At 64.0% G+C, this 1,020-nt stretch carries 1 pseudogene; it reads left to right on the forward strand.

What is annotated here, in order from left to right:
* A pseudogene (locus MKL01_RS00460) lies at positions 1-447 on the forward strand (SOS response-associated peptidase family protein); the annotation flags it as partial.
* Positions 448-1,020: the final 573 nt, after the last annotated feature.

The following is a 1,020-nucleotide window of genomic DNA, read 5'->3' on the forward strand; positions in this document are numbered from 1 at the left end:
CACGAACGTGCGCAACACTGCCTCGCCGTACAGGCGACGCGGGCTGGTGCCCGCACACCGCTGCCTCGTGCCATTCACGAGCTTCAGCGAGAACGAGAAGGCCGCGGACGGCTCGCGCCCGCCCGTGTGGTTCGCCCTGACGGAGGATCAGCCCCTCACCTGCTTCGCAGGCATCCTGGTCGCGGGCTGGCAGAGCGTGCGGAAGGTGAAGAACGGTGAGACGACGGACGACCTGTATGCCTTCCTGGCGACCGAGCCGAACGCCGAAGATGGTGCGGTTCACCCGAAGGCGATGCCGGTGATCCTCACGAGCCGGAGGAGTGGGCGACGTGGCTGTCGGCACCCTGGCCGGAGGCGAATAATCTCCAGCGGCCGTTGGCCAACGATGCCCTGGTCGTCGTAGCCCATGGCGCGCGCCGGGACGGGGGAGCGGACGATATGGATTAGCGGCTCGCTGATTCTCCCGCGGGTCGCAACGCTGGCTCCTCGTCAGCGATCGCCCGCAGAGCTTCCAAGGCTCGCTGCCGCCCCTCCGCCGTCCTGATCCTTGACCAGAGGTACAGGCACCCATCCGCATTGACGGGCAGGCTGCCGGTGAAGAAACGTTCGACGGGCACGCCGAGCGCATCGGCGATCCGTTGCAGAGTGGCCCGATCGGGCTCAGCGGATCTTGCCATGATGAGGTAGAAAATTATCCCGATAAAAATCGTTCCATAAATTCTTGTTCTCAAGCTCATCAGCATTGAGACAGGGCGAAGCCTATTCGACACACCCGGCAAAGCGGGAGTATGTATGGCATCTGGCGCCCGGGCTTCAGCGTCACCGTGAGACCGAAGCCAAGGAGCGCCGAGGAAGATCTTCGTCACGAAGGCGGACGGTGGGGTGACCTACGTCAGCCCCGAATGGACGGCGTTCACCGGGCAATAAGCGACTGAGGCCGTCGAACACGGCTGGCTCGCCTACTCGTCTAGCAGCCGTTGGAATTGCTCGATGCCGTCACCGGCATGACCCTCTCGCTTG

Source organism: Methylobacterium sp. J-070 (genome assembly GCF_022829385.1).
In the GTDB taxonomy this organism is placed as follows: domain Bacteria; phylum Pseudomonadota; class Alphaproteobacteria; order Rhizobiales; family Beijerinckiaceae; genus Methylobacterium.